Below are 23,286 nucleotides of genomic sequence, written 5' to 3'. Positions count from 1 at the left end.
TACCGCAGGCGGGTTTTGGCGGTAGCGTCGTCCGTGGGATGCCCGGATCGGCCCGGGCACCGACGGCGACGGAGCGATGCGCGCAGGCGCTAAGGAGGCACCCGGATGCTGCCGAGGACGGTGCGGGGAGTGGTGGAGGTCGCCGCCGGGCTGGCGGAGGAGGTCGGCAAGCGGGTCGTCGGGACGGCGGCCGTGATCCTGGAGCGGACCGGGGTCGACGTCACCGAGGTCGAGCGCCGGCTCGGCGGGCAGTTCCCGCCGTCGGCGAAGACGCTGCAGACGCTGGCGGAGGAGGCGGTCACCGCCGGGCGGGCCGGGGTGGACCTGGCCGTCGGGGTGGCGCGCGGCGAGGTGGAGAAGGCCTTCGAGAAGGTCGGCGACCAGGTGATGAAGGTCGGCGTGGTGCTCGCCTATCTGGAGAGCAAGCTGCGCGAGGTCGAGGAGGAGGCCGAGCCCGCGGTGCGCTCGGCCGGGTTCGACGAGGCGGCGGAGCCGGCGCCGGCGCCCCGGGCGGACGACCTGTTCGGGCGCGGCTGGGAGCGGGCGGACGAGCAGCCGGCGGCCCCGGCGGCGGGGGAGCCGATAGTGGCCGAACGGGTGGAGGTGGACGAGCCGGTCGAGGTCGACCCGCCCGTCCCGCCGGTACGGCCGTCGCTACCGGGGAAGGCCGCCGCGAAGCGGACCCCGGCGAAGAAGCCCACGGCAGCGGAGCCGGCCCCGGCGGAGCAGACCTCGGCGGAGAAGGCCCCGGCGGCGGGCCGGGCCGGGGTGAAGAAGTCCCCGGCGAAGAAGGCGGCGGCCAAGAAGCCGGTGGCCAAGAACACGGCCGCCAAGAAGACGACCGTGCGCAAGACGGCCGTCAAGAAGACCGCCACCGCGCAGCAGGCCGCCACCGAGCCGCCCGCGCAGCCCAAGGCGCCCGCGAAGCGTACGGCGACGAAGAAGACCACCGTCCGCAAGGCCACCAGCACGAAGAAGCCCGATGACCGGACCAGCTGAAGCCGTCGAACCGCTCGGCGTGGGACCGACCCCGACCGGCCACCCCGTCGTGGACGCCGGGCTGGCCCGGCTGGAGGCCCTGGACGGGGTCCCGGCCGAGGCGCACGTCGAGGTGTACGAAGATGTTCACCAGCGGCTGGCCGACACGCTGGCCGCGCTCGACCAGGAATGACCCTGGAACGACCCGCAGGACCCGTAGGAGCTGAACACCAGTGGCAGTGGCACGACGCCGACTCGACGCGGAGCTGGTCCGCCGCAAGCTGGCCCGGTCGCGTGAGCACGCGTCCGAGCTGATCGCGGCCGGCCGGGTGACCGTCGGAGGCACCACCGCGACCAAGCCGGCCACCCAGGTGGAGACCTCGGCCGCGGTCGTGGTGGCCGAGGACGACAACGACCCCGACTACGTCTCGCGCGGCGGGCACAAGCTGGCCGGGGCGTTCGCCGCCTTCGTCCCGCAGGGCCTGGTGGTCGAGGGCCGCCGGGCGCTGGACGCGGGCGCCTCCACCGGCGGCTTCACCGACGTCCTGCTGCGGGCCGGCGCGGCCGGCGTGCTGGCGGTGGACGTCGGCTACGGGCAGCTCGCGTGGTCGCTGCAGAGCGACGAGCGGGTGACGGTGATGGACCGCACCAACGTCCGGGAGCTGACCCTGGAGCTGATCGGCGGCACCCCGGTCGACCTGGTGGTCGGCGACCTGTCGTTCATCTCGCTGGGCCTGGTGCTGCCCGCGCTGGCCGCCTGCGCGGCCGGGGACGCGGACCTGGTGCTGATGGTCAAGCCGCAGTTCGAGATCGGCAAGGAGCGCCTGGGCAGCGGCGGGGTGGTGCGCAGCCCCCAGCTGCGCGCCGAGATGGTGCGCCAGGTCGCCGGGCAGGCGTGGGAGCTCGGGCTGGGCGTGCGCGCCGTCACCGCGAGCCCGCTGCCGGGCCCGTCCGGGAACGTGGAGTACTTCCTGTGGCTGCGCCGGGACGCCCCGCAGCTGGATCCCGCCGAGGCGGACCGGGCCGTCGCGGAGGGGCCCCGATAGGGTGCTGTGGGGGCGTCCGGTCCGTCATGCTGTGTGACGCGGCCGTACCGGGGCCGAAGGCGACCCGGCAGGCGTGAGGGAGAGGGCAGCGGCATGAGCGATGACGAACGTACGGTCTTCCTGATCGCGCACACCGGCCGGGCGGCGGCGCTGCGCAGCGTCGAGGCCCTGGTGCACGGGCTGCTGAAGGCGGGCATCCGGATCAGACTGCTCGCCTCCGAGGCGCTGGACCTGGACCTGCCGGACGGGGTCGAGAAGGTGGCCGGGGGGCCGGGCGCGGCGGACGGCTGCGAGCTGATCCTGGTCGCCGGCGGGGACGGGACGCTGCTGCGCGGGGCGGAGCTGGCCCGCGAGCACGGGCTGCCGATGCTCGGGATCAACCTGGGCCGGGTCGGGTTCCTCGCCGAGGCCGAGCGGGACGATCTGGCCGTGGTGGTCGAGCGGGTGGTCGACGCCGACTACGAGGTCGAGGAGCGGATGACGATCGACGTCATCGTCCGCACCAACGGCGATGTGGTGCACCAGGACTGGGCGTTGAACGAGGCGTCGATAGAGAAGGCGTCCCGGGAGCGGATGCTGGAGGTGGTGACCGAGGTGGACGGCCGCCCGGTCTCCAACTTCGGCTGTGACGGCGTGGTGTGCGCGACGCCGACCGGTTCCACCGCGTACGCGTTCTCCGGCGGCGGGCCGGTGGTGTGGCCGGAGGTGGAGGCGCTGCTGATGGTGCCGATCTCCGCGCACGCGCTGTTCGCCCGCCCGCTGGTGACCTCGCCGGACTCGGTGCTGGCCGTCGAGGTGCAGCCCAAGACCCCGCACGGCGTGCTCTGGTGCGACGGGCGGCGCACGGTCGAACTGCCCGCCGGCGCACGGGTGGAGGTCCGCCGGGGGCAGACCCCGGTGCGCCTGGCCAGACTGCACCGGGCGCCGTTCACCGACCGGCTGGTGGCCAAGTTCGCGTTGCCGGTGACGGGTTGGCGCGGGCGGGCGAACACCCACTGCTGACCGCCCGTCGGTTCGCCGGTCAGATCGCCAGCGGCGGGGTGTCGCCGGGCGGCCCGTACCGGCCGCCCGCCGTCGCCCGGGCGGCGGTCTCGGCGAGCCGCTGCACGGCGGCGGGGACGGCCGGGGCCGGCACGGTGAGCGGGATCCGGATGTGGTGCTCGAACGCGCCGTCCGAGCCGAACCGGTTGCCCGAGGCGATCCGCACCCCGGCGCGTTCCCCGGCCCGGGCCAGGGCCGCGCCGGACAGCCCGCCGGTGGACACCCAGAGCGAGAGGCCACCGGGCGGCGGCGTGAACGACCAGCCCGGCAGGTGCTCGGGCAGTGCGGCGGCGAAGGCGTGCGCCGTCGCCCGCAGCCGGTCCAGCTGGTGCGCCCGGACGGCGGGCAGCGGCTCGCCCAGCAGTTCGGCGGCGATCAGCTGTTCCAGGACCGGCGTGCCGACGTCGCTGTAGACCCGGTCGGCGGCCAGCCGGCGCACCAGCGCGGGCGCGGCCCGGACCCAGCCGATCCGCAGGCCGCCCCAGAGCAGCTTGCTGGCCGAGCCGACGGTGACCACCTGGGTGGACCGGTCCAGCGCCGCCATCGGGCGCGGCAGCGGGACGGACTCCGGTACGCCCCAGCCGAGTTCGGCGGTGGTCTCGTCGACCAGGACGATGCTGCCGGCGGCCCGGGCGGCGGCCAGCAGCTCGCGGCGCTGCTCCTCGCCGATCAGCGCACCGGTCGGATTGTGGAAGTCGGGGATCACGTAGGCGACCTTGGGCGCGGCCCCGCGCAGCACCCCGCGCCACTCGGCGAGGTCCCACTCGGGCTGGGGGCGGTAGCCGTACGGCACCGGCACCAGGCGGGCGCCGGTGATCCGGAGCGCCTGAAGGGTGTGGGCGTAGCTGGGAGCCTCGACGGCGACCCGGTCGCCGCGACCGATCAGCGCCCGCTGGACCAGGTGCAGCCCGCCCATCGCGCCGGTGGTGACGAGGATCTGGTCGGGGGTGGTGGGCAGGCCGCGCTGGGTGTAGCGGCGGGCGAGGGCCTCGCGCAGCACCGGGACGCCGGTGGGGTAGTGGCCGTGCCCGGCGGCGTAGCAGGGCAGTTGCTCGACGGCCCGGACGGTGGCCTCGCCGAGGAACGGCTGCGGGGCCGGCAGGGCGGCGACCCCGAGGTCCAGGGTGCGGCCCTGCTCGTCCGGGGGGACGGGGTGCAGCGCGTCGCTGGGCGGCGGGGCGCCCTCGGGCAGGGCGGTCCAGCTGCCGGCGCCGCGGCGGCTGAGCAGGTAGCCGTCGGCGCGCAGGGTCTCGTAGGCGGTGGCGACGGTGGTGCGGCTCAGCTCCAGGGCGCCGGCGAGTTCGCGTTCGGCGGGCAGCCGGGCGCCGACCGGCAGGCGGCCCTCGGTGACCAGCAGCCGGATCTGCCCGGCGAGGGTCCGGTAGGCGGGGCGGCGGGCGGTGGCCGGTTCGGGCAGCCGGGCGGCGGCGAGCAGTCGGGCGAGCGCGGGCGGGGTGACGGTGGTGTGCCAGTCGGCCAAGGCTGATCAGTCCACTTGCTCGAAATTGGCCCTGGAGCGGGCTCTATTGGCCTGACCATCATGACAGTGCGGCCGTCGAGTCCGCCACCGCCGGGGCCGCCCGGGGTGCAGCACCACCCGCAGGAGCGCCCGATGGCCACCACGACCACGCCCACGACCACGCCCACGTCCGAACCCGCCCCGGAGGCCGCCCGGCCCCCGCTCGCCGCCCGGGTGCTCGGCGACACCCACGCCCTGGGCCGCCGGATCCCGCAGCTCGCCGTCGGCCTCTACCTGTACGGCGCGAGCATGGCGCTGATGCTGCGCTCCGGCCTCGGCCTCGACCCGTGGGACGTCTTCCACCAGGGCCTGCAACGCGTCGCCGGCCTCTCGGTGGGCACCTGGGTGACCATCTGCGGCGCCCTGGTCCTGCTGCTGTGGATCCCGATCCGCCAGCGCCCGGGCGTCGGCACCGTCGCCAACGTGCTGGTGCTGGGCGCCTCGATGGACCTCACGCTGCGGATGGTCGACGGCCCGCACGGGCTGCCCGCCCGGATCGCGCTGATGGCCGCCGCGATCCTGCTCAACGGCCTGGCCACCGGCCTCTACATCGGTGCCCGCCTGGGCCCCGGCCCGCGCGACGGCCTGATGACCGGCCTGCACCGGCGCACCGGGCGTTCGCTGCGGCTGATCCGCACCGGCATCGAGGTGACGGTGCTGGTCGCCGGCGTCCTGCTGGGCGGCACCGCCGGGGTCGGCACGGTCGCGTACGCACTGGCGATCGGCCCGCTGGTGCAGATCTTCCTGCCGTGGTGCACGGTGCCGGGACCCGGGCAAACGCCCCGGAAGGGGTGAACTTCCGGGCACGGAGTTGCCGCGCGGCGTTGCCGCTCGTCGCGCGCCGGGGGTGGAACCTCGTAAGGTCGTCTCCGTGTTGGACGAGATGCGGATACGGGATCTTGGGGTCATCGACGACGCGGTGGTCGAACTCGCCCCCGGCTTCACCGCCGTGACCGGTGAGACCGGCGCCGGAAAGACCATGGTCGTGACCAGCCTCGGACTGCTGCTCGGTGGCCGCGCCGACCCGGGCCTGGTGCGCAACGGGACCGGACGCGCCGTCGTCGAGGGCCGGCTGGAGCTGCCCGTCGGCTCCCCGGCGGCGGTCCGCGCGGCCGAGGCCGGGGCCGAACTGGACGAGGGCGCCCTGCTGATCAGCCGGACCGTCTCCGCCGAGGGCCGCTCCCGGGCGTACGTCGGCGGGCGGGCGGTCCCGGTCGGGCTGCTCACCGAACTCGGCGAGGAACTGATCGCCGTGCACGGCCAGACCGACCAGCAGCGGCTGCTGCGCCCGGCCCGCCAGCGCGGCGCGCTGGACCGGTACGCGGGCGAGGCGGTGGCCGAGCCGCTGGCCCGCTACCGGGAGACCTACCGGAGCCTGCGCGAGGTCTCGGCCACCCTGGAGGAGCTGACCACCCGGGCCCGTGAACGCGCGCAGGAGGCCGATCTGCTGCGCTTCGGCCTGGACGAGATCGCCGACGCCGAGCCGGTGGCCGGCGAGGACACGGAGCTGGCCGCCGAGGCCGAGCGGCTGGGCCACGCCGACGCGCTGTCCTCCGCCGCGACCCTCGCCCACGCCGCCCTGGCCGGGGACCCTGCCGACCCGGAGGCACTGGACGCGGGCACCCTGCTCGCGCAGTCCCGCCGCGCGCTGGACGCCGTGCGCCACCACGACGAGCGCCTCGCCGGCCTCGCCGACCGCCTCAACGAGGTCGGCTACCTGCTCGCCGACGTGGCCGGCGACCTGGCCGGCTACGCGGACGACCTGGACGCCGACCCCGTCCGGCTCGCCGCCGTCGAGGACCGCCGGGCCGTCCTGGCCCAGCTGCTGCGCAAGTACGGCGGCCCGGAGAACTCCCTCGCCGAGGTGCTCGCCTGGGCCGAGGCCGGCTCCGCCCGGCTCGCCGAACTCGACGGCGACGACGACCGGATCGACCGGCTCGGCGCCCAGGAGACCGCGCTGCGGGCCGAGTTGGCCGAGCTGGCGGCCGAGGTGTCGGGCGCCCGGCAGGCCGCGGCCGGGCGTTTCGCCGAGGCCGTCTCCGCCGAACTCGCCGAACTGGCGATGCCGCACGCCCGGGTGACCTTCTCGATCGCCCAGGTCGACGACCTGTCGGGGATCGAGGTCGACGGCCGCACCGTCGCCTACGGCCCGCACGGCGTGGACGAGGTCGAGGTGCTGCTCGCCCCGCACCCCGGCGCCCAGCCCCGCCCGATCGCCAAGGGCGCCTCGGGAGGTGAGTTGTCCCGCGTGATGCTCGCCGTCGAGGTGGTCTTCGCGGGCGCCGACCCCGTCCCCACCTACCTGTTCGACGAGGTGGACGCGGGCGTCGGCGGCAAGGCCGCGGTCGAGATCGGCCGCCGGCTGGCCAAACTGGCCGAATCCGCCCAGGTCGTGGTGGTCACCCACCTGCCGCAGGTCGCCGCCTTCGCGGACCGGCACCTGGTGGTGGAGAAGACCAACGACGGCACCGTGACCCGCAGCGGCGTCAAGGTGCTGAACGACGAGGAGCGGGTGCGCGAACTCTCCAGGATGCTGGCCGGACTGGAGGACTCCGAGCTCGGCCGGGCCCACGCCGAGGAACTGCTGGCCGCCGCCAGGGCCCCGCGCCACCGCTAGGCCCTGTCCGGCCGATCTTGCCGGACGGGGCCTGGGGCACTTCGCGTCGAGCGCCCGGCCGGACCTGCTGCGACACGCCCTGGCCGGGGTGCCCGACCCGCCGACAGGGTCGGGTGGCCCTTGCGGACGGAAGGCGACGCGCCCCTGGTGGCGCCGACTGTCCAAGAGGGCCGCCGACCTGGCATGGTGGCGGCTGGACATTGGCTTTCCAGTCCCGAGCGCCGCCGACGGGCAACCCTCGCGAAGCGGCGCGCGAACCTGATCGAGTCGGATGCGAGAGAACGTGGACCATTCCGCCGCCCGGGCCGCCGCTGCCACCCCAGAACCGGGGCAGCTGCACGTGGTACTCGTCCTGGCCGCCAGCACCGGCGGCATCGGTGCCCACGTGCGCTCCCTGGCGCAGGGCCTCGTCGCGCACGGCGTGATCGTCACGGTGTGCGCCCCGGCCGGCACGGACGCGCTGTTCGGCTTCTCCCGCACCGGCGCCAGGTTCCACACCGTCGACATCACCCCCACCGCCGGCGCCCGCAGTGACGCCACCGCGATCGGTGAGCTGCGCCGGGCCTTCACCGGCGCCGACGTGGTGCACGCGCACGGGCTGCGCGCCGGACTGCTCGCCGACCTCGCCCTGCGCACGGCCGGCCGCTTCCCGGGCCTGCGCCCGGAGACCCCGCTGGTGGTCACCTCCCACCACGCGCTGCTGGCCACCGGCCTGGAACGCCGCCTGCAGCGGCTGATGGAGCGCCGGGTCGCGCGCGCCGCCGACCTCGTCCTCGGTGCCTCCTCCGACCTGGTCGCCCGGGCCCGCGAGCTGGGCGCCACCGACGCCCGGCTCGGCCCGGTGGCCGCCCCGCCGATGCCCGAGGGCCGGCTCGACCGGGCCGCGGCGCGCGCCGCGCTGCTCGGCGACGGCCCGGACCGGCCGCTGGTGCTGGCGGTCGGCCGGCTCGTCCCGCAGAAGGCCTTCGGGCTGCTGCTGGACGCCACCCGCGAGCTGTCCGTGCTGGACCCGGAGCCGCTGCTGCTGGTCGCCGGGGACGGCCCGGAGGCGGCCGGGCTGCGCGAGCGGGTCACCGCCGAGAAGCTGCCGGTGCGGCTGCTCGGCTTCCGCACCGACGTGCCCGACCTGCTGGCGGCCGCCGACGTGGTGGTGGTCGCCAGTCGCTGGGAGGCCCGCTCGCTGGTGGTGCAGGAGTCGATGCGGGCCGGCGTGCCGGTGGTCGCCACCGCCGTCGGCGGGATCCCCGAGCTGGTCGGCGACGCGGCCGTGCTGGTGCCGGCCGGCGACCCGGTCGCGATCGGCCGGGCGGTGCGCGGGCTGCTGGCCGACCCGGCGGGCCGCGAGCGGCTGGTGGCGGCCGGCCGGCAGCAGGCCGAGACCTGGCCGGACGAGGCCGCCACCGTCGCCCAGGTGCTCAGCACCTACGACGAGCTGGTCCAGCGGCCCTAGGCCGCCGGACCGCCGGGCCGCTAGACCGTCGCCTGCTCGACCCGCTCGGCCGCCAGGCCGTCCGGCTGGGCGGACAGGTAGGCGCCGCCGCAGGCGGTCAGCCGCAGTGCGGTGTCGATCAGCGGGACGTGGCTGAAGGCCTGCGGGAAGTTGCCGACCTGGCGCTTGAGCCGCGGGTCCCACTCCTCGGCGAGCAGGCCGAGGTCGTTGCGCAGCGCGAGCAGCCGGTCGAACAGCTCGCGCGCCTCCTGCACCCGGCCGATCATGGCGAGGTCGTCGGCCAGCCAGAACGAGCAGGCCAGGAAGGCGCCCTCGTGGCCGGAGAGGCCGTCGACGTTCTCGACGTGGTCGCCGCTCGAATCGTCGTGGGTCGGGTAGCGCAGCACGAAGCCGTCCTCGGTGGACAGCTCGCGCTGGATCGCCTCGATGGTGCCGATGACGCGCTTGTCGTCCGGCGGCAGGAAGCCGACCTGGGGGATGAGCAGCAGCGAGGCGTCCAGCTCCTTGCCGCCGTAGTACTGGGTGAAGGTGTTGCGTTCCGGGTCGTAGCCCTTCTCGCAGACGTCCCGGTGGATGGTCTCGCGCAGCTCGCGCCAGCGCTCCAGGTGGCCGTCGGAGGGGGCGTCCTCGGGGGTCTGCTCCAGCAGCTTGATCGTCCGGTCGACGGCGACCCAGGCCATCACCTTGGAGTGGACGAAGTGCCGGCGCGGGCCGCGGACCTCCCAGATGCCCTCGTCCGGCTCCTGCCAGTGGTCCTCCAGGTACTCGATCAGGCGCAGCTGGAGGTGGTGGGCGTGGTCGTTGCGGACCAGGCCGGTCATGTGGGCCAGGTGCAGGGCCTCGACGACCTCGCCGTAGACGTCCAGCTGGAGCTGGCCGGCCGCGCCGTTGCCGACCCGGACGGGCTGCGAGCCCTCGTAGCCGGGCAGCCAGTCCAGCGAGGACTCGGTGAGCTCGCGCTCGCCGGCGATGCCGTACATGATCTGGAGGTTCTCCGGGTCGCCGGCGACGGCGCGCAGCAGCCACTCGCGCCAGGCCTTGGCCTCGTCGCGGTAGCCGGTGCGCAGCAGCGAGGAGAGGGTGATCGCGGCGTCGCGCAGCCAGGTGTAGCGGTAGTCCCAGTTGCGCTCACCGCCGATGTCCTCGGGCAGCGAGGTGGTGGGGGCGGCGACGATGCCGCCGGTGGGGGCGTAGGTGAGGCCCTTGAGGGTGATCAGGGAGCGGATCACGGCCTCGCGGTAGGGGCCCTGGTAGGTGCACTGGGCGGCCCACTCGTGCCAGAAGTCGGTTGTGGCGTCGAGCATCTCCTCGGCGTCCGGGGCCTTCGGCGCGTCCAGGTGGGAGGCCTGCCACGTCAGCGCGAAGGCGATCCGCTCGCCTGCGGTGACGGTGAAGTCGGCGTAGGTGGTCAGGTCGCGGCCGTAGGTCTCGGACTCGCCGTCCAGCCACACCGAGTCGGGCCCGGCCACGGCGACGGTGCGGTGGCCGCCGCCGGCCTGCTCGACCCGGTGCACCCAGGGCACGATGCGCCCGTACGAGAAGCGCATCCGCACCGCCGAGCGCATCCGGACGGTGCCGGACACGCCCTCGACGATCCGGATCACCTGGGGGACGGCGTCGCGGCCGGCCAGCGGGCGCGGCGGCATGAAGTCGATCACCCGGACGGTGCCGCCCTGGGTGTCCCACTCCTGTTCCAGGACCAGCGAGTCGCCCCGGTAGCGGCGGCGGTCGGCGGGCACCGCGGGGGCGGCCGCGGTGGGCGGCGGGACCCTCAGATCGGCGGTGTCGGTGAAGCGGGGGAGGCCGAGGGCGGGGGCGGCCGGGGTGGGGGGTGCCGCGGGGGTGGGGACTTCGGTCGCGACGGCTTCGGCCGGACCGATCCGCCAGAAGCCGTGTTCATCGGTGCCGAGCAGGCCGGCGAACACGGCCGGAGAGTCGAAGCGGGGCAGGCAGAGCCAGTCCACCGCCCCGTCCCTGCTGACCAGGGCAGCGGTCTGCATGTCCCCGATGAGTGCGTAGTCCTCGATACGGCCGGCCACGTGGATCTCCAGTTCGCAATGTGGTCACGACGCATCGGCGATCTGGGGGAGCGAGCGGTCTGCGGGGCCGGAGCCCACCCCGGGACGTCCGGCTCGCCGAGGGGTGGTGGCGGGCCTTGCTGGAGTGTCCGCGCGGGGCTCGGTCGAGCCCCTGGGGTGGGAGGGGAGGAGCTGGAATACGGGGAGGTCCGGTCGCGCATCGGGGACCGGGAGTGTCCTGACCTCCCACGCCCTCCGCGTGCTCGTGCTGTCGGCGATGCGTCCGTGCAGCTTACGACGGACGAAAGGGGCGAAGCACGCGGGCGCAGCCTCGTGTGGCGCCACAATTCGGCGGAAATGCCGTGCATCGCGAGGACGCCGGGCAGGATGGTCCGGACGGATCAGTTCCGGCTGGTCCCAGTGGAGGGGCTGTCATGGCCCGAACGGAGTGCTCCGAGGTGGCCCGGTCCGGCCGGGGTGCGACCGGTGTGACTGCTGCGCCGGATGATGCGCCGGTGGTGCGCCCCGCGCACGCCCCCGGGGCGCCGCGAGCGGGCCGGAAGGCGTCCCGGTCGCGTCACTGATACCCTGGTATCCCGTGGACCGGTGGGATCAAACGCCCCGGACCAGCCGAATCGACGACCCCCCGAGTGCCGTGCACCGCACCGCCTCCCGTCGTTCGGCGAGTCGAGAGCATCCCGCCCACGTCACCTTCGACACGCGACCCACGGGAGCCCCCTCTTGGCACAGCCCCATTCCGGCAAGGCAGCGAACGGCCGCGCCGTGACGACCAAGCACCTCTTCGTCACCGGGGGTGTCGCCTCTTCGCTCGGCAAGGGCCTCACCGCCTCCAGCCTCGGCGCGCTCCTCAAGGCCCGCGGCCTGCGCGTCACCATGCAGAAGCTCGACCCGTACCTCAACGTGGACCCGGGCACCATGAACCCGTTCCAGCACGGTGAGGTCTTCGTCACGGACGACGGCGCCGAGACCGACCTGGACATCGGCCACTACGAGCGGTTCCTGGACACCAACCTGCACGGTTCGGCGAACGTCACCACCGGCCAGGTCTACTCCACCGTCATCGCCAAGGAGCGACGCGGCGAGTACCTGGGCGACACCGTCCAGGTCATCCCCCACATCACCAACGAGATCAAGTCCCGGATCCGCCGGATGGCGACCGAGGACGTCGACGTGGTGATCACCGAGGTCGGCGGGACCGTCGGCGACATCGAGTCGCTGCCGTTCCTGGAGGCCGTCCGCCAGGTCCGCCACGAGGTCGGCCGGGACAACGTGTTCTTCGTGCACGTCTCCCTGCTGCCGTACATCGGCCCCTCGGGCGAGCTGAAGACCAAGCCCACCCAGCACTCCGTCGCCGCGCTGCGCAACATCGGCATCCAGCCCGACGCGATCGTGCTGCGCGCCGACCGCGAGGTCCCGCAGGCCATCAAGCGCAAGATCTCGCTGATGTGCGACGTGGACGAGGAGGCCGTGGTCGCGGCCATCGACGCCAAGTCGATCTACGACATCCCCAAGGTCCTGCACGGCGAGGGCCTGGACGCCTACGTGGTGCGCCGGCTCGACCTGCCGTTCCGCGACGTGGACTGGACGACCTGGGACGACCTGCTGCGCCGCGTCCACGAGCCGCAGCACATCGTCAAGGTCGCCCTGGTCGGCAAGTACATCGACCTGCCGGACGCCTACCTGTCGGTGACCGAGGCGCTGCGCGCCGGCGGCTTCGCCAACAACGCCCGGGTCGAGATCAAGTGGGTGACCTCGGACGACTGCGAGACCCCCGAGGGCGCCCGGGCGCAGCTCGGCGACGTGGACGCGATCTGCATCCCCGGCGGCTTCGGCGACCGCGGCGTCAACGGCAAGGTCGGCGCCATCACCTTCGCCCGCGAGAACCGCGTCCCGCTGCTCGGCCTGTGCCTGGGTCTGCAGTGCGTGGTCATCGAGGCGGCCCGCAACCTGGCCGGCCTGCCCGAGGCCAACTCCACCGAGTTCGACGTCGCCGCCAAGCACCCGGTCGTCTCCACGATGGCCGAGCAGCTGGCCATCGTCGACGGCAAGGGCGACCTGGGCGGCACCATGCGTCTGGGCCTGTACCCGGCCAAGCTCGCCGAGGGCTCGATCGTCCGTGAGGTCTACGGCGGCGAGCAGTACGTCGAGGAGCGCCACCGCCACCGCTACGAGGTCAACAACGCCTACCGCGCGGACCTGGAGAAGACCGGCCTGCAGTTCTCCGGCCTCTCCCCCAAGGGCGACCTGGTCGAGTACGTCGAGTACCCGCGCGAGGTGCACCCGTACCTGGTGGCCACCCAGGCCCACCCGGAGCTGAAGTCCCGCCCGACCCGCCCGCACCCGCTGTTCGCGGGTCTGGTCAAGGCCGCCATCGAGATCAAGACCGCCGCGGCCGAGTAAGTCGTCGGTCGTTCACCGGACGGCGGCCCCGCGATTCCCGCGGGGCCGCCGTCCGGCGTTAGATTGTGTCGTACTGACGAAAAGGGGAGAGCGATGGACGAGCAGCGCGACCAGGGGATCGCCGACGTGGCCGAGGAGTGGGAGGTCCGGGAGAGCCGGACGCCGTTCCAGGGCAAGGTCACCGGCGTGCGCAGCGAAGAGGTCCGGATGCCCGACGGCAGCTGGGCCCGCCGCGACTACCAGACCCACCCCGGCTCGGTCTCCGTGCTCGCCCTGGATGACAAGCAGCGGGTGCTGATCCTGCGGCAGTACCGGCACCCCGTCCGCCAGCGCCTGTGGGAGCTGCCCGCCGGCCTGCTCGACGTGCCGGGCGAGAACCCGTGGCACGCCGCGCAGCGCGAGCTGTACGAGGAGGCGCACTGCAAGGCCGGCACCTGGCGCATCCTCGCCGACTACTACACCTCCCCGGGCGGCACCGACGAGGCGCTGCGGATGTTCCTCGCCACCGACCTCGCGGAGGCCGAGGGCGAGCGCTACGCGGCGGAGGGCGAGGAACAGGAGATCGAGGTCGCCTGGGTGCCGGTGTCCGACCTGATCCGGCTGATCCACGCCGGGCGGCTGCACAACCCGACCCTGGTCACCGGCACGCTCGCCGTGCACGCCGCGCTCACCGGACCGGACGGGCTGGACGGGCTGCGCCCGGCGGACTCGCCCTGGCCGGCCCGGCCCTTCGAGGGGTGAGCGAACGGCCCGTACGCCTCCTGAGCACCCTGCTGTTGATCCGCAAGGGTGATTTACCGGTTCGTACGACCGGATGTCACCTCGGCTGAGCCGGACGGTCGAACTACGCTTCGCAGACAGGGCGCCCGTCCCGGGCCGCCTCCGCTGAGGCCGGATGACGTCGGGAGTGGCACGGGTGGCGAGGAAGACGGCGACGATGGACCCCGGCCCCGACGCGCCCGTCGGGGCCGTTCCGGGCCTCGACCGGCTGCCGGCCGGGCCCGCGCTGTTCGTCGGGCGGCGCACCGAACTGGCCGCGCTGCGGGCGGCCGCCGCGCGCCCGGCCACCGGCCGCAGCCCGGTGCTGGTCCTGGCCGGTCGCCCCGGCTCCGGCCGCACCACGCTGGCGGTCCGCTTCGCCCGCACCGCCGCCGCGGACCACCCCGACGGTGTGCTCTTCGCGCGCCTGTCCGCCCCCGACGGCAGCCGGGTGGCGCCCGCCCGGGCCGCCCGCCTGCTGCTGGAGCAGCTCGATCCCGAGGCCCCCGTGCCGCTGCCCGGCGCCACCGGGGACGGGCGGGACGAGCCCGCCTGCGTCGCGCTGCGCGAGGCGCTCGTGGGCCGCCGGGTCCTGCTGGTGCTGGACGACGTCCGGGACGCCGGGCAGCTGTGGCCGCTGCTCGCCGACGAACCCGGCTGCCTGGTGCTCGCCACCACCGCCGGGCCGCTCACCGGCATCGAGGACATCGACCCGGTGATCCTCGGCGGGCTCGACCGGCAGGCCTCCGGCGAACTGCTCGCCGACCTGGTCGGCGGCACCCGGATCTCCTGCGACCCGGTCGGCGGCGCCGACCTGGCGGAGGCCTGCGCGGCCCGGCCGGCCGCCCTGCGGCTGATGGCCGGGTGGCTGCGCGGCGACCCGAAGGCGGCCGTCACCGAGGCGGCGCGCGAGCTCACCCGGGTGGTGGGCGAGGAGTCGGCACGGTCGGCGGCGCCGAAGGGGGAGGGGGAGAAGGCGGAGAAGCCCGTTCAGGGGCCGAAGACCGCCCAGGCGCCGACGCCCGGGAAGGCTGCGAAGCCCGTACAGGGCGCGGCCCCGGGGAAGGCTGCGAAGCCCGTACAGGGCGCGGCGTCGGGGAAGGTCGCGAAGTCCGTACAGGGGCCGAAGGCTGCCCAGGTGTCGACGCCCGGGAAGGCCGCGACGCCCCCACCGCCGGGGGAGAAGCCGGCCGAGGGCCCGCCGCCGGAGCCCGCCGCCGGCGAGACGGCCGGGGAGCAGGCGGCCTGGGTGAAGCCCGGCCCGGAGCCGGCCGAGCCGGTGCCCGTCCCCGACAGCGACCCGCTGATCGGCGCGTTCACCCTGCTGTACGGCACCCTCCCGGCCGCGCAGGCGCGGATGCTGCGCACCCTCACCCTGGCCCCGGCGCAGACCGCCGACCCGCGCACCGCCTCCGCCCTGGTCGGCTGCCCGGCACCGGAGGCGGCCGTGACGCTCGCCGCACTGGCCGAACGGGAGCTGCTCGGCCAGGAGGCGCCGGCCGCCGACGGCAGCCCGCGCTACCGGGTGCCCGGGCGCCTCTACCCGAGGCTGGTCCGGCTGCGCGAGCAGGAGGACCGGCCCGCCGAGACCGAGCTCGCCCGGGCCCGGCTGCTGGAGCGGCTGGTCCGGCTCACCGAGTCGGCCCGCGCCCTGCTGGACCCGGCGGGCAGCGGCCCCGGGCCCGACCCGCTGCCCGCCGCCCTGCGGCTGGGCTCGGCGGAGCACGCCCGGGAGTGGCTGCTCGGCGAGCGGGACCTGCTGCTCGGGGCGGTGGCCGACGCGATCGGCCAGGGCGACCTGGACGGCTCGGCGGGCCGGCTGGTCACCGCGCTGCTGCGGGCGCTGCCGCTGACCGGCGCCGCCGCCCCCGCCGACCTCTACCGGCTGCACGAACTGGTGCTGACCGTCGCCGAGCGGCACGGCAGACCCCGCCGGGCCTCGGCCGCGCTGCTCAACCTGGGCGACCTACAGGCCGCCGCGGGCCGCTGGGAGCAGGCCGTCACGCACTACCGGGCCGCCCTGGAGCACGCCCGCACGGCCGGGGACGAACCGCTCTGCGCCCGGGCCCTGGAGGGTGCGGCCGGCTGCCACCGCGCGCTCGGCGACGCGGTGCGCGCCGCCGACTGGTACGGGCGGGCACTCGGCCTGCGGCAGTCGATGGGGGAGCCCGCCGCCGAGGCCCGGCTGCTCGCCCGGGTGGCCGAGGCGCACGCCGCGCAGCGCCGTTTCGACGAGGCGGACCGCGAGTACCGGGCCGCGCTGGCGGTGCTGCGCAGGCTCGGCGACGAGCGCGGCCGGGAGGCCGTCGGGGCCGCCCTCGCGGACCTGCGGGAACGGGTCGACGCCGGGTGGTGAGGGGTCTTTCGGAGGTATTGTCGAAGATGCCCGGTTAACACACCTTTGGTGGGAAGATCGCAAGGGAAGCCTACGAACCTGCCAATGTGTTCGGCAGATTTATTCACTTTGGAAGGCTGACATGCCGACTGGGCTTCATTACACTCGAACTCAGTCGCGCAGCGATCCCCGCCCCGGGCTGCCCCGGAGGCTTCCCCACGTGCGCGTCGCCCGCCGGTCTTCTCCGGTAGGGACCCCCATGGCAAGAGGACGTGTTTAGCCGTGAAGGTCGGCATCCCCCGCGAGGTCAAGAACCACGAGTACCGCGTGGCCATCACGCCCGCCGGCGTGCATGAGCTGGTCCGCAACGGACACGAGGTCTACATCGAGGACAACGCCGGTGTCGGCTCCTCGATCCCCAACGAGGAGTACGTGGCCGCCGGCGCCACCATCCTCCCCACCGCCGACGAGGTGTGGGCCACCGCCGACCTGCTGCTGAAGGTCAAGGAGCCCATCGCCTCCGAGTACCACCGGCTGCGCAAGGGCCAGACCCTCTTCACGTACCTGCACCTGGCGGCCGACCGCGCCGGCACCGACGCGCTGATCGCCTCGGGCACCACCGCCATCGCGTACGAGACCGTGCAGCTCGGCAACGGCGCGCTGCCGCTGCTCGCCCCGATGTCCGAGGTCGCGGGCCGTCTCGCCCCGCAGGTCGGCTCGTACCACCTGATGCGCCCGGCCGGCGGCCGCGGCGTGCTGCCCGGCGGCGTGCCCGGCACCCACCCGGCCAAGGCCGTCGTCATCGGCGGTGGCGTCTCCGGCTGGCACGCGGCCACCATCGCCATCGGCATGGGCTACGAGGTGACCCTGCTCGACCGCGACATCAACAAGCTGCGCGAGGCCGACCGCATCTTCGGCACGAAGATCAAGGCCATCGTCTCCAACACCTTCGAGCTGGAGAAGGCCGTCATCGAGGCCGACCTGGTCATCGGCGCGGTGCTGATCCCGGGCGCCAAGGCCCCGAAGCTCGTCACCAACGAGCTGGTCTCCCGCATGAAGCCGGGCTCCGTGCTCGTCGACATCGCCATCGACCAGGGCGGCTGCTTCGAGGACTCGCACGCCACCACGCACGCCGAGCCGACCTTCCAGGTCCACAACTCGGTCTTCTACTGCGTGGCCAACATGCCGGGCGCCGTCCCGAACACCTCCACCTACGCGCTGACCAACGCGACGATGCCGTACGTCGTCGAGCTGGCCAACCGCGGTTGGAAGGAGGCGCTGCGCCGTGACCCGGCGCTCGCCAAGGGCCTGAACGTGCACGAGGGCCAGATCACCTTCCCGGCCGTGGCCGAGGCCTTCGGCCTGGAGTCGGTCTCGCTGGAGAGCGTGCTCGCCTGATCCGGTGATCCTGCGATTCGGTGATCCAGAGATCCGCTGATCCTGCGATCCGGCGATCCAGAGATCCTGCGATCCGGTGATCCGGTAGACCGCCCGGCGGTCGTTCGCCCCCGACCCGATCCCCTCGGGCCGGGGGCTTCGCCGTGCCCGTGAACGGGTGGTGGAGCGGACGGGTCGCTCTGTCGTCAATTTCTGTCGGTCGTGTCACCCCACCGCAGAAACGTTAGGGTCAACGGCCTACTCATCCCTTGACATCGGCCCGCCCGATAGTCGACACATCCGGCCCACTACCGTGGATTGTGTTGCTGCGAACGCCTTGAACGGCCTAGAGTCGCAAACCGTCGGCATGCTGCCACGCTGACGAATCGACATAGAGTCCTGGATGCCCAAGGAGGTAAGACGACTTGTGAATGAGTCGACATTTGCTCCCGGGGGTGGTCAGCCAGGACTGGCGGAGCGCACCGCCGGCCAGCCGAGTGAGGAGCCCGGGGCCCGGCAGCCCTCCGTGGGCTCGGCCGAGGTCGGCTCGGTCGCACTCCGCACCTTCGAAGCACGCCAGAACACAGCGCAGGTGACCACGGTGACCGATCACGACGCCGACTTGGCGGCCTACGGCCTGGCCTACGGCGAGTTCGCCTACGGCGCCTACGACGACCCGGACGCCGAGTACGAGCCGGACCCGGAGTACGCCGCCACGCTGGCCCCCGACGCCGCGCGCCAGCGCCGCGAGCGGGTCGGCCCGACCGGCCGCCCGCTGCCGTACTTCCCGATCCCCGCCCCGGTGGCCGAGCACGGTCCCGCGCAGATCATCGCCATGTGCAACCAGAAGGGCGGCGTCGGCAAGACCACGTCGACCATCAACCTGGGCGCCGCGCTGGCCGAGTACGGCCGCCGGGTGCTGCTCGTCGACTTCGACCCGCAGGGCGCGCTCTCGGTCGGCCTCGGCGTCAACCCGATGGAGCTCGACGTCACCGTCTACAACCTGCTCATGGAGCGGGGCCTGACGGCCGATGAAGTGCTGCTCAAGACAGCCGTGCCGGGCATGGACCTGCTGCCGTCCAACATCGACCTCTCCGCCGCCGAGGTGCAGTTGGTCAGCGAGGTGGCCCGGGAGTCCGCGCTGGCCCGCGCGCTGAAGCCGCTGCTGCCCGACTACGACTACGTCATCATCGACTGCCAGCCCTCGCTGGGCCTGCTGACGGTCAATGCGCTGACCGCCGCTCACAGCGTCATCGTCCCGCTGGAGTGCGAGTTCTTCGCGCTGCGCGGCGTCGCGCTGCTGACCGAGACCATCGAGAAGGTGTGCGAGCGGCTCAACCCCGAGCTGCGCCTGGACGGCATCCTCGCGACCATGTACGACTCGCGCACCGTGCACAGCCGCGAGGTGCTGGCGCGCGTCGTCGAGGCGTTCGGCGAGCACGTCTTCCACACCGTCATCGGGCGGACCGTGCGCTTCCCGGAGACCACCGTCGCCGGCGAGCCCATCACCACGTACGCGACCAACTCGGTCGGTGCCGCCGCCTACCGCCAGCTCGCCAGGGAGGTGCTCGACCGGTGCCGCCCCGCCGAGTGAGTCTCCCGGGGGCCGACGAGCTGTTCCGGACCACCGGCGGGATGGCGCTGTCGCCGTCCCTCGCGCCGCGTCCGGCCGCCGAGGCAGCCAGAGCGGAGACCGCGCGGACCGTCCACGGCACGGACGGCGCCGAAGGCGCCGAGGACGCTCAGGACACCCAGCGCACCGGCGAGGCCGGGCGGCAGCCGTCCCAGGACCAGCAGCCGGCCGCCGGCGCACCGGCGGGCGCCCAGCCGCCGGCCCAGCGCTCCGCCTCGTCCGCCGGGCCCCAGGGCACCGTGCCGGCCGGCCGCCAGCACCCCGGTGCCGCCGAGGAGCAGGCCGGCGGCACCGGACGCGCCCGGCCGCGCGGCCGCGCGCCGCGCCGCCCCAGCGGACGCGAGCGGCACGACGAGAAGATCACCGTGTACGTGTCCGCCGAGGAGCTCATGGACCTGGAGCACGCCCGGCTGGTGCTGCGCGGTGAGCACGGCCTGGCCGTGGACCGCGGGCGGATCGTCCGGGAGGCCATCGCGGTCGTCCTGGCGGACCTGGAGCAGCGCGGCGAGGCCTCCATCCTGGTCCGGCGGTTGCGCGGCCGCTAGGCCCCTTCCTGGACGTCAGTGGTGCCTCTGGTGCTGCTGGTGCGGTGCCTCCGGTGCGGCGGTCCCGGTGTGGCATTCCTGGTGTGGCATTCCTGGTGTGGCGTGTCGACGTCCTGTGGTGACGTCCTGCGGTGGCGTCGATGTCGATGCCGAGGGCCGACGTCGGGAGGCGTCGGCGGCGTGACGGCGGCGTGTCGACGGCGTGTCGACGGTCCCGGGGGCGGGGCGGGCGGCCGGGCCGGGTGAAGATGGACCGTCATGCCGAGCACCGCCGAACCACCCACCACCGCCGTGAACGCGACCGAGGAACAGCCGCGGGGCGGCTTCCGGGTGCGGCTGGACAACTTCGAAGGCCCCTTCGACCTGCTGCTCAGTCTGATCGCCAAGCACAAACTCGACGTCACCGAAGTGGCGCTGGCCACCGTCACCGACGAGTTCATGGCACACATCCGGGCGATGGGCCCGGACTGGGACCTGGACGCGGCGACCGAGTTCCTGGTCGTCGCCGCGACCCTGCTCGACCTCAAGGCCGCCCGGCTGCTGCCCGTCGCCGACGTCGAGGACGAGGAGGACCTGGCGCTGCTGGAGGCCCGCGACCTGCTGTTCGCCCGGTTGCTGCAGTACCGGGCGTACAAGCGGGCGGCGGCCCTCTTCGGCGAGCGCTGGGCCGCCGAGCTGGCCCGACGCCCGCGCACCGTCGGGCTGGAGCCCCGGCATGCCGGGCTGCTGCCCGAGGTGGTCATCACCATCGGCCCGGAGCGGCTCGCGCAGCTGGCGGCCAGGGCCATGGAACCCAAGCCGAAGCCCGTCGTGTACGTCGACCACATCCACAGCCCGCCCGTCAGCGTGCGCGAGCAGGCCGGGCTGGTGGTCGGGCTGCTCACCGAGCTCGGCGAGGCGTCGTTCCAGCGGTTGGTCGAGGACGCGCCGGACGAGCTGGTGGTCGTCGCCCGTTTCCTGGCGCTGCTGGAGCTGTACCGGGAGCGGGTGCTGGCCTTCGAGCAGCCGGAGGCGCTGGGCGAACTGCTGGTGCGCTGGGTGGCGGAGGCGGACCGGGGCGCGGTCGAGGTGACGGACGAGTTCGACCGGCCGGTGGGTGAGCGGGAGCGGGAGGAGAGTCGATGAGTGGTGGGAGCGGGAGCGGGAGCGGGAGCGGGAGCGGGCGCCCGAGCGGGAGCGGGGTCGGCGGGCGGCCGGTGCGACGCCCGCTCGGGCTGCCGGGGCGGCCGCGGGCCGGGGAGTGGCTGGAGCCGGCCTTCGAGCTGCTGCCGGAGCCGGTGGCGGGGCCCGTGACGGATCCGGTGGCGGCGGGGTCGGTGGTGGAGCCGGTAGCGGCGTCCGTGGGTGCGTCGGCGGAGGGCGAGGCCCGGGTCGTGCACCAGAAGTCGGCCCCGTCGACCTCCGGCGTCACTGATGTGGTCGGCGTCGCTGATCCGGCCGGGGGCGAGGAGACGCCCGGGGCCGGCTTGAGGGCCGAGTTGGAGGCGATCCTGATGGTCGTCGACGAGCCTGCCGGGGAGGAGCGGCTGGCCGGCGTGCTGGAACGGCCCCGGGCGCAGGTGGCCGCTGCGCTGCGCGAACTGGCCGCCGAATACACCGCCCAGGGCCGCGGATTCGACCTGCGGCTGGTCGCCGGCGGGTGGCGGTTCTACAGCCGGGACACCTGCGCTCCGGCCGTCGACCGCTTCCTGCTGGACGGCCAGCAGGCCCGGCTCACGCAGGCCGCATTGGAGACCCTGGCGGTCGTCGCCTACCGGCAGCCGGTGTCCAGATCGAGGGTTTCCGCCGTCCGCGGTGTGAACTGTGACGGCGTGATGCGTACCCTGGTACAGCGAGGACTGGTGGAAGAGGCCGGATCCGAGCCCGAAACAGGTGCGATCCTGTATCGGACGACGAACTACTTCCTGGAACGGATGGGGCTCCGCGGCCTGGACGAGCTGCCGGAGCTCGCTCCCTTCCTGCCCGAGGTCGACGACGTGGAAGCGGAGTCCCTGGAGGGCACGATGATCGCGGAGGCGGTCGCCGCCGCTGCCGTGCAGGCCGTGGGCGGCAGTGGCGAGGCCGGTCGGGCTGCGCCTGATCGGTAGGGGGCGGTGAGGTCGGCCGAAACGACCGCACATCCCAGACGGTAACGACGTACGGACACTTTGATGCGTAGCAGTGGCAACGGCAGGAACGGCAGCGGCGGCGGCAGCGGTCGCAGCGGACAGGGCGGGGGCCGGGGCGGCGGCTCCTACGGCGGCAGCGGCAGCGGCCGCAGCGGCTCGGGCTCGGGCTCCGGCTCGCGCGGGGGTTCGTACGGCGGTGGATCCGGCTCGGGCTCCGGCTCGCGGGGCGGCTCGTACGGCGGTGGATCCGGTTCGGGCTCCGGCTCGCGGGGGGGTTCGTACGGCGGTGGGTCCGGCTCGCGCGGCGGCTCGTACGGCGGCGGCAGCGGTGCCGGTTCGCGCGGCGGCTCGTACGGCGGTGGATCCGGCTCGGGCTCCGGTTCGCGCGGCGGCTCCGGCTCGTACGGGCGGGACAGCCGCCGGGACGACCGGCGCGACGACAACCGGTACCCGGACCGCCCGCTGCGGCCCGAGGAGCGGCGCTACGACCGCCCCGAGTTCGGCGGTGGCCCCAACGCCACCCCCGCCCGCGGCGGCTACTCCGGCCGGCGCCCCAGCCCGGCCCCGCGCCCGCGCCGTGAGGGCCAGGGCGCCCCGGGCGACCCGCGCCGCCAGCCGCAGCGCTCGCGCGAGCTGCAGGCCAAGATCGAGGACGCCGTCCTCGCCCGGCACGACAAGCCGGCCGTCAAGCTGCCCAAGACCTTCGGCGAGCCCGAGGGCGAGCGCCTGCAGAAGGTGCTGGCCCGGGCGGGCATCGGCAGCCGCCGCGCCTGCGAGGAGCTGATCGAGCAGGGCCGGGTCCAGGTCAACGGCAAGCTCGTCACCGAGCAGGGCAAGCGGGTCGACCCGCAGAACGACGAGATCAAGGTGGACGGCCTGACCGTCGCCACCCAGTCGTACCTGTTCTTCGCGCTCAACAAGCCGGCCGGCGTGGTCTCCACCATGGAGGACCCGGACGGGCGCCAGTGCCTCGGCGACTACGTGACCAACCGGGAGACCCGGCTGTTCCACGTCGGCCGTCTGGACACCGAGACCGAGGGCATCATCCTGCTCACCAACCACGGCGAGCTGGCCCACCGTCTCACCCACCCCCGGTACGGCGTGACCAAGACCTACCTGGCCGCCATCCAGGGCCCGATCCCGCGCGACCTGGGCAAGCAGCTGGCGCAGGGCATCGAGCTGGAGGACGGCTTCGCGCGCGCCGACAGCTTCAAGGTGATCTCCAACGTCGGCAAGAACTACCTGGTCGAGGTGACCCTGCACGAGGGTCGCAAGCACATCGTCCGCCGGATGCTGGCCGAGGCCGGCTTCCCGGTCGAGAAGCTGGTGCGCACGCACTTCGGCCCGATCGCGCTGGGCGACCAGAAGTCGGGCTGGCTGCGCCGTCTGACCAACCCCGAGGTCGGTCAGCTGATGCGCGAGGTCGGTCTGTAGACCGG

At 74.2% G+C, this 23,286-nt stretch carries 18 protein-coding genes; 16 read left to right on the top strand and 2 right to left on the bottom strand.

Annotated elements, in window-relative coordinates; genetic code table 11:
* Positions 1–105 precede the first annotated feature (105 nt).
* The 4 genes from ACIO9K_RS03225 (at position 106) to ACIO9K_RS03210 (ending at position 3,026) form a co-directional block, all read left to right on the top strand.
* Positions 106–999 (top strand): hypothetical protein, encoded by an 894-nt coding sequence (locus tag ACIO9K_RS03225; RefSeq protein ID WP_400326585.1) that lies wholly within the window; start codon positions 106–108, stop codon positions 997–999.
* Positions 983–1,171, top strand: a complete 189-nt coding sequence (locus tag ACIO9K_RS03220) for a hypothetical protein (RefSeq protein WP_363624106.1) — start codon at positions 983–985, stop codon at positions 1,169–1,171. Before ACIO9K_RS03225 ends, ACIO9K_RS03220 begins: the two co-directional genes overlap by 17 nt.
* A gap of 46 nt (positions 1,172–1,217) precedes the next feature.
* Positions 1,218–2,024 (top strand): TlyA family RNA methyltransferase, encoded by an 807-nt coding sequence (locus tag ACIO9K_RS03215; protein ID WP_363624206.1) that lies wholly within the window; start codon positions 1,218–1,220, stop codon positions 2,022–2,024.
* Between the two features lie 93 nt (positions 2,025–2,117).
* The gene (locus ACIO9K_RS03210) at positions 2,118–3,026 is read left to right on the top strand and encodes an NAD kinase (RefSeq protein ID WP_363624108.1); all 909 of its coding nucleotides are present in this window, start codon (positions 2,118–2,120) and stop codon (positions 3,024–3,026) included.
* A gap of 19 nt (positions 3,027–3,045) precedes the next feature.
* On the opposite strand, the gene ACIO9K_RS03205 is transcribed toward ACIO9K_RS03210, so the two are convergent.
* A complete protein-coding gene (locus ACIO9K_RS03205) occupies positions 3,046–4,545 on the bottom strand; it encodes a PLP-dependent aminotransferase family protein (RefSeq protein ID WP_400326582.1) in 1,500 nt (499 codons plus the stop codon).
* A 132-nt stretch (positions 4,546–4,677) separates the two neighbouring features.
* Here ACIO9K_RS03205 and ACIO9K_RS03200 point away from each other — a divergent pair, with 132 nt between their 5' ends.
* The 3 genes from ACIO9K_RS03200 to ACIO9K_RS03190 all read left to right on the top strand — a co-directional run bounded on the left by ACIO9K_RS03200 (position 4,678) and on the right by ACIO9K_RS03190 (position 8,651).
* A complete protein-coding gene (locus ACIO9K_RS03200; RefSeq protein WP_400326579.1) occupies positions 4,678–5,379 on the top strand; it encodes a YitT family protein in 702 nt (233 codons plus the stop codon).
* A gap of 88 nt (positions 5,380–5,467) precedes the next feature.
* Positions 5,468–7,201: a DNA repair protein RecN gene (gene recN / locus ACIO9K_RS03195; RefSeq protein ID WP_400326678.1), complete on the top strand. Its 1,734-nt coding sequence runs from the start codon at positions 5,468–5,470 to the stop codon at positions 7,199–7,201.
* Positions 7,202–7,472: 271 nt separating this feature from the next.
* A complete protein-coding gene (locus ACIO9K_RS03190) occupies positions 7,473–8,651 on the top strand; it encodes a glycosyltransferase family 4 protein (protein WP_400326576.1) in 1,179 nt (392 codons plus the stop codon).
* 20 nt (positions 8,652–8,671) lie between these two features.
* On the opposite strand, the gene ACIO9K_RS03185 is transcribed toward ACIO9K_RS03190, so the two are convergent.
* Positions 8,672–10,690 (bottom strand): glycoside hydrolase family 15 protein, encoded by a 2,019-nt coding sequence (locus ACIO9K_RS03185; protein WP_400326573.1) that lies wholly within the window; start codon positions 10,688–10,690, stop codon positions 8,672–8,674.
* Between the two features lie 720 nt (positions 10,691–11,410).
* Between ACIO9K_RS03185 and ACIO9K_RS03180 the strand changes: the two genes are divergently transcribed.
* The 9 genes from ACIO9K_RS03180 to ACIO9K_RS03140 all read left to right on the top strand — a co-directional run bounded on the left by ACIO9K_RS03180 (position 11,411) and on the right by ACIO9K_RS03140 (position 23,281).
* Entirely contained in the window at positions 11,411–13,090 is a 1,680-nt protein-coding gene (locus ACIO9K_RS03180) for a CTP synthase (protein ID WP_363624112.1), read from the top strand.
* A gap of 93 nt (positions 13,091–13,183) precedes the next feature.
* Positions 13,184–13,831 carry an NUDIX hydrolase gene (locus tag ACIO9K_RS03175; RefSeq protein WP_363586994.1) on the top strand — a complete coding sequence of 216 codons (648 nt, stop codon included), beginning with the start codon at positions 13,184–13,186 and terminating at the stop codon, positions 13,829–13,831.
* Positions 13,832–14,006: 175 nt separating this feature from the next.
* Entirely contained in the window at positions 14,007–16,205 is a 2,199-nt protein-coding gene (locus ACIO9K_RS03170; RefSeq protein WP_400326569.1) for an AAA family ATPase, read from the top strand.
* 261 nt (positions 16,206–16,466) lie between these two features.
* Positions 16,467–17,582, top strand: coding sequence for an alanine dehydrogenase (ald, locus tag ACIO9K_RS03165; RefSeq protein WP_363624116.1), 1,116 nt, complete (start codon positions 16,467–16,469; stop codon positions 17,580–17,582).
* A 505-nt stretch (positions 17,583–18,087) separates the two neighbouring features.
* Positions 18,088–19,155 carry a ParA family protein gene (locus tag ACIO9K_RS03160; RefSeq protein ID WP_030245868.1) on the top strand — a complete coding sequence of 356 codons (1,068 nt, stop codon included), beginning with the start codon at positions 18,088–18,090 and terminating at the stop codon, positions 19,153–19,155.
* On the top strand, positions 19,152–19,739 hold the full coding sequence (locus ACIO9K_RS03155) for a hypothetical protein (protein ID WP_363586997.1): 588 nt from the start codon (positions 19,152–19,154) through the stop codon (positions 19,737–19,739). Before ACIO9K_RS03160 ends, ACIO9K_RS03155 begins: the two co-directional genes overlap by 4 nt.
* A 258-nt stretch (positions 19,740–19,997) precedes the next feature.
* Positions 19,998–20,864: a segregation and condensation protein A gene (locus tag ACIO9K_RS03150; RefSeq protein WP_400326564.1), complete on the top strand. Its 867-nt coding sequence runs from the start codon at positions 19,998–20,000 to the stop codon at positions 20,862–20,864.
* A gap of 290 nt (positions 20,865–21,154) precedes the next feature.
* Positions 21,155–21,826: an SMC-Scp complex subunit ScpB gene (gene scpB, locus ACIO9K_RS03145; RefSeq protein ID WP_400326675.1), complete on the top strand. Its 672-nt coding sequence runs from the start codon at positions 21,155–21,157 to the stop codon at positions 21,824–21,826.
* Between the two features lie 63 nt (positions 21,827–21,889).
* Entirely contained in the window at positions 21,890–23,281 is a 1,392-nt protein-coding gene (locus ACIO9K_RS03140) for a pseudouridine synthase (RefSeq protein ID WP_400326561.1), read from the top strand.
* The last annotated feature ends 5 nt before the right edge of the window (positions 23,282–23,286 follow it).

Origin of the sequence: Kitasatospora sp. NPDC087271, from assembly GCF_044744605.1 — a bacterium.
Taxonomy (GTDB): domain Bacteria; phylum Actinomycetota; class Actinomycetes; order Streptomycetales; family Streptomycetaceae; genus Kitasatospora.
The sequence above is the reverse complement of the archived record's forward strand: the minus strand, read 5'-3'. Positions and strand labels throughout refer to the sequence as shown.